This is a genomic window from Mesorhizobium sp. M7A.F.Ca.CA.001.08.2.1, from assembly GCF_003998455.1.
Classification (GTDB): Bacteria; Pseudomonadota; Alphaproteobacteria; order Rhizobiales; family Rhizobiaceae; genus Mesorhizobium; species Mesorhizobium ciceri.
The window spans coordinates 1-5,381 of the sequence record NZ_RZPW01000432.1 but is presented as its reverse complement, the minus strand read 5'-3'; the positions used below and the strand labels follow the sequence as shown (position 1 = coordinate 5,381).

Annotated in this window: 5 protein-coding genes; 1 reads left to right on the top strand and 4 read right to left on the bottom strand. The window is 63.7% G+C overall.

Annotation, left to right across the window (positions count from 1 at the left end):
* From EN914_RS22945 to EN914_RS22935, 3 genes are all read right to left on the bottom strand, one after another.
* On the bottom strand, window positions 1-643 hold a 643-nt coding region (locus EN914_RS22945), incomplete at its 3' end, for a homocysteine S-methyltransferase family protein (protein ID WP_164778857.1).
* On the bottom strand, window positions 640-3,093 hold the full coding sequence (locus EN914_RS22940) for an FAD-dependent oxidoreductase (RefSeq protein ID WP_024501336.1): 2,454 nt from the start codon (window positions 3,091-3,093) through the stop codon (window positions 640-642). The genes EN914_RS22945 and EN914_RS22940, both read right to left, overlap by 4 nt.
* 20 nt (window positions 3,094-3,113) lie before the next feature.
* Complete coding sequence (locus tag EN914_RS22935; RefSeq protein WP_024501335.1) at window positions 3,114-3,701, bottom strand: helix-turn-helix domain-containing protein; 588 nt, start codon at window positions 3,699-3,701, stop codon at window positions 3,114-3,116.
* A 180-nt stretch (window positions 3,702-3,881) separates the two neighbouring features.
* Here EN914_RS22935 and EN914_RS22930 point away from each other — a divergent pair, with 180 nt between their 5' ends.
* A complete protein-coding gene (locus tag EN914_RS22930; protein WP_024501334.1) occupies window positions 3,882-4,586 on the top strand; it encodes a nitroreductase in 705 nt (234 codons plus the stop codon).
* An 11-nt stretch (window positions 4,587-4,597) separates the two neighbouring features.
* Here the strand turns inward: EN914_RS22930 and EN914_RS22925 are convergent.
* Window positions 4,598-5,381, bottom strand: a 784-nt coding sequence (locus EN914_RS22925) for an MFS transporter (RefSeq protein ID WP_127223548.1), incomplete at its 5' end; no start/stop codon positions are given.

The following is a 5,381-nucleotide window of genomic DNA, read 5'->3' as shown; positions in this document are numbered from 1 at the left end:
GTTCAGGCAAAGCCGCGGCGATTGCTTCCGGCCGGCAGCAATTGACCAGCCGCGCTGCGACTGCCAGGCCGTCGAGCGCGCTTGCCGCGGTGGCAATGGCTTCGCCGCTGCGCAGCCGCGGCTTGCCGTGGTCAGCCAGCGTCCACGATACCCATACCGGCTTGCCGCTTTCCGATGCAGCGGTCACCGCTGCGCGGGCTTCGTCCGCCGACGCCATGGTTTCACACAGGAACAGGTCGACGCCATCGGCCTGCTCGGCAACGATGCGGCGGTAAATATCGAGCGTCTCCTCGAAGGAAATGGTCAGTGCCGGTGCATAGCTGCCGAAAAGCGGCGACAGGCAACCGGCGATGGCTGCATCGCCGGCCTCTTCGCGGGCCTGCCTGGCCAATTCGATGCCGCGCTTCTGCAATGGCTTGAAGAGGTCTTCCGCACCTTCGCGCGCCAGGCGTTCGGGTGTCGCAGAATAGGTGTTGATGGTGATGACACGAGCGCCGGCACGGATGAATTCCGTGTGCAGGTCGCGCACCAGATCCGGTTCGTCGATCAGCACCCTGGCCGACCATAGCGGCGTCGGCTCGGATTGGCTGCGGCGGACCAGTTCCTGGCCCATGCCGCCATCGGTGAGGATGATTTTCTTCATGCGCGCAGCCTTTCGTTCTTCGGATCCCACAGCGGTTCATCCTTCTGCACGATTGCCTGAAAGCGGTCACCGAAGATTTCGACCTCGACTGATGTACCTGGTTCGGCCAGGTCGGCGCGCAGCATGCCGAGCGCGATCGACTTGTCGATGCGATGGCCCCAGCCGCCGGACGTCGTCTCGCCGACGATCTTGCCGTCATGCCAGAGTGTAGAAACTGACGGAGCGTCGCAATCGCCGGGGTTTTCCACCACCAGCGTAACGAAGCGCTTCTTCACGCCTTGCTGCTTTTCGTTCAGCAGTGCCGCCTTGCCGCGGAAGTCGGGCTTGTCCCATTTGACGAAGCGTTCGAGCCCGCCCTGCAGGATCGAATAGTCGGTCGACAGGTCGCCTTTCCAGGTGCGGTAGCCTTTCTCAAGCCGGAGCGAATCCAGCGCGTACATGCCGAAAGGCTTCAGCCCGTGCTGCGGGCCTGCGGCGCAGACGGCATCGAAGATGGCGGCGGTGTCGTCGATCCTGGTGTGGATTTCCCAGCCGAGTTCGCCGGCGAAGGAGACGCGCACGAGTTTGGCCCAGCGGCCGGCGATCTTCGTCTCCTGATGCGTCAGCCATGGCAGAGTGAGGTCGGCTTCGCAGACATCGGCGAGGATTTTTCGCGAGTTCGGGCCTGCCAGGATCTGGGTCGAGAATTCCTCGGTCCGGTCGATCAGCTTGAACGGTGCGTCCTTGGGCATGCGCGACTTCAGCCATTCGAAATCATGCCACTGCGCGACCGCCGCGGTGATCAGCGTCATCAGGTTCTCGTCGTGACGCACGACGGACATTTCGGTGACGATGCGGCCCTTGTCGTCGGCGAAATAGACGAGACCGATGCGGCCTGGCTTCGGCACCAGTCCGGTGACCTGCAGGCTCAGCCATTCGGCGGCACCTGGACCATCGAGATTGAAGCGCGAGAACCCAGGCAGGTCCAAAATGCCGGCAGCGTCACGCACGGCCAGGCATTCCTCGCGCACACGATGCTGCCATGGCCCGTCGCGGCGGAAGGTCAGCGTGGCTTCCTCGGAGATGTCATCGCCGTCCTGCGCGTACCAGGTGGCGCGCTCCCAGCCATTATAGGCATCGAAGCGGCCACCGAGCGCCTTGATGCGATCGTGGATCGGCGACAGCTTGCGGTCGCGGCCTTCCGGCCAGGCATGGCGCGGGAACGGGATGGCGTATTCGTTGCCGTAGATCTCCATGCCCTTGGCGACGCAATAGTCCGGCGCCGCGGCATAGGAAGTGAAGCGGCGCGGGTCGCACGACCACATGTCCCATTCGGTCCGGCCCTCGGTCACCCATTCGGCCAGCACCTTGCCGGCGCCGCCACCCTGGGCGATGCCGAAGGTGAAGACGCAGGCCTCGAAAGCATTGGGAACGCCAGGCATCGGACCGATCAGCGGATTGCCGTCCGGCGTGTAGGGGATCGGCCCGTTGATCACCTTGGACAGGCCGGCCGTGCCAAGGATCGGCACGCGGGCGACGGCGTCGGCCAGATAATGTTCCAGCCGGTCGAGATCGTCGGGGAACAGCTGGAAGGAAAAGTCCTCCGGCATCGGGTCATTGTGGGTGGCCCAATGCGCGCGGCAATTGCGCTCATAGGGGCCGAGATTCATGCCGTTCTTCTCCTGGCGCAGATAGTAGGAGGTGTCGACGTCGCGCAGCAGCGGCAGCTTCTTGCCTTGTTCCTTCGACCATGCCGCGAGTTCGGGGATCTCCTCGAACAGAATGTACTGATGGCTCATCACCATCATCGGCACGTCGCGGCCGAACATCCGGCCGACTTCGGCGGCGCGGTAGCCGGCGGCATTGACGACGATCTCGCAGCGGATCTCGCCCTGTGCCGTCTCGACCACCCACTCGTCGTTCTCGCGGCGCACGCCTGTGACCGGGCAGAAGCGGATGATCTTCGCGCCCATGTCGCGCGCACCCTTGGCCAGCGCCTGGGTGAGTTGCGCCGGATCGATGTCGCCGTCGCTCGGGTCGTAGAGCGCGCCTTTCAGCTCATGCGTCTCGATGAAGGGATAGCGACGCTGGATCTCGTCGACACCGACAATGTCTATGTCCATACCCTGGTAGAGGCCCATGCCCTTGGCGCGCTGGAATTCCTGCATGCGCTCGAGCGAGTGGGCAAGGCGAAGCGAGCCGGTGACGTGATAGTTCATGGGGTAGTCGACCGCGTCGGCCAGCCCGCGATAAAGCTCGGTCGAATAGCGCTGCATGTTCATCAGCGACCAGGACGAGGAGAAGGTCGGCACGTTGCCGGCGGCATGCCAGGTCGAGCCGGAGGTCAGCTCGTTCTTCTCAAGCAGCACGCAGTCGGTCCAGCCCGCCTTGGCGAGATGATAGAGCGCGGAGGTGCCGACGGCGCCGCCTCCGATGATCACCACGCGCGCCGTGCTCGGCAAACCCGCCATGTTCTTCTCCAAACTTGAACTCAATAGAGGGGTGGTGAAACCACCCAGATGACAATTGCCGGCTCGGCACCCGGATTGCGCCAGCGGTAGGGCTTGCCTTCGAAGCGAAAGGAGTCGCCCTCGCCAAGCCGATGCCAGACACCTCCGATCTCGATGTCGAACAGTCCGGACGCGACGTATCCGGCTTCCTCGGTCGGCCGCTGCGCCTCGGCCTTCAGTTCCGCGCCCGGCGCGAAGACCGAACGCACCATCTCGAAGCTACCGCCGAGATCGGGCGACAGAAGCTCCTCCACCAGGCCGGATTCGCTTGTGCCAAGCGTGCGGCGCCTGCCGGCGCGCACGACCACGCCGCGCTCGCTTTCGACAGGTACGTCATGGCTGAAGAACAGGCTGATCGGCACGCCGAACAGTTCGGCGAAGGCCCTGAGGTCACCGAGCGACGGCGTCGACAGGCCACGCTCGACCTGGCTGACCCAGCCGACCGAACGGCCTAGCTTCAGTCCGATCTCGGCGAGCGTCAGCCCGCGCGCCTTGCGCAGGGCCCTGATGTCGCCGGCCAGCACGCGTTCGTCAGGTCCCTGCAATGTTCTTGCGGTAGTCGAAGGCAAAACGCTCTCTTTATGAAAAATCACCGACAAATTTCATGAGAAATCAAGCTCATGAAAAAATCAAGCAGATTTTCACGGATGCACAAGATTTGCTTGCGCGATTTTGACGGTTCATGCAAAGGCTCCGCCGAGAGCGGCGAGTGGGGACGTCCGATCGAGACAAAGGGTAAGGGACGGCCCATGCTGGAAAATAACCCCCGAATCGAGGGCGACGCCGAGATTGTCGACGAGGCGATCCTGTCGCGCCGTTCGGTGCGCGCATTCCTGCCCGACATGGTCGAAGACGACATCATCCGCGCCATTCTGGCGGTTGCGGCGCGCGCCCCATCCGGCACCAACATGCAGCCATGGAAGGTCTATGTCACCAAGGGCGAGAGCAAGCAGCGGATATCGGACGCCATTCTCAATTCCGGCATTCGCGCCGAAAAAGCCGATTGGGACGAGTACCGGTATTATCCCACGCAGTTCTTCGAGCCGTACCTGACGCGACGTCGCGCCAACGGTTTCGGCCTCTATGGCGCGCTCGGCATCGGTCGCCGCGAGGTCGACAAGATGCGCGCCCAGCACGACCGCAACTTCGTCTTCTTCGACGCGCCGGTCGGCATGATCTTCACCATCGATCGCCGCCTCAACCAGGGCTCATGGATCGACTACGGCATGTTCCTGCAGAACATCATGGTGGCGGCGCGGGGCAGGGGTTTGCATACCTGCCCGCAAGCGGCGTTCGCGCCCTATCACCGGCAGATCAGGCCGGTGCTCGACATTCCCGACGAAGAGATCGTCGTCTGCGGCATGGCGCTTGGTTATGAAGATACGTCAAAACCTGAAAACGCCTTCCGCACCGACCGCGTGCCGCTGCAAGAGTGGGTGACGTTCAGCGAATAAGCCAGCCAGCCTCATTCCGTGTTCATCTGTGCGCCGTGGCCGCTGACATGGGCGCCGTCCTGGGGCGTCAGCTTGAGATAGGCGAGCAGCGCGCAGAGCGTGATGACGCCCTCGATCACGAACAGGATGCGGAAATCGTCGGCGACGGCGGGGCCGCCGCCCGCCAGAAACGACAATGCCGCGGCGGCCAGGCCGACGCTGATCGCCACCGCCAGCTGCCATAATATGTAATAGAGCGCGCTGAAACGGGCGAGCTGCTCGGGCGCGATGTCGGAATAGGCGAGGTTGCCGGTCGAGGCCCATTGCGCGGAGCGGAAGACGCCGAAGACGAAGATGTAAGTGAGCACGATCCACACCGGCGTCGTCGCCTGCATCAGCGCGAAGCCGGCAACCAGGGCGGCGACGATGGGCGTGTTGTAGACCAGCACGCGGCGAAAGCCGAAACGGTTGAGGACACGCGGCATGAAGAACCGCATGGCCACCGAGCCGACCGCGGCGACGAAGGTCAGCGATCCCGCCTGCACCGCGCTCATGCCGAAGCCGAGCTGGAACATCAGCGGCAGCAGGAAGACGACCGAGCTAAGGCCGATCGTGTCCAGCCCGCCACCGGTGAGGAACGAAATGCGGAAGGTACGGATGCGCAACAGCTTGAGATCGAGCAGCGGATTGCGCACGCGCAGGCAGTAGAACGAGGCGATGGTCAGGATGACGAGCGCCAGCGCCAGTTCGCCGGCGATGATGCCGCCCGCGGCGTCCTTGGCGGCAAGCGAATCCATGCCGAAGACCAGCAGGACC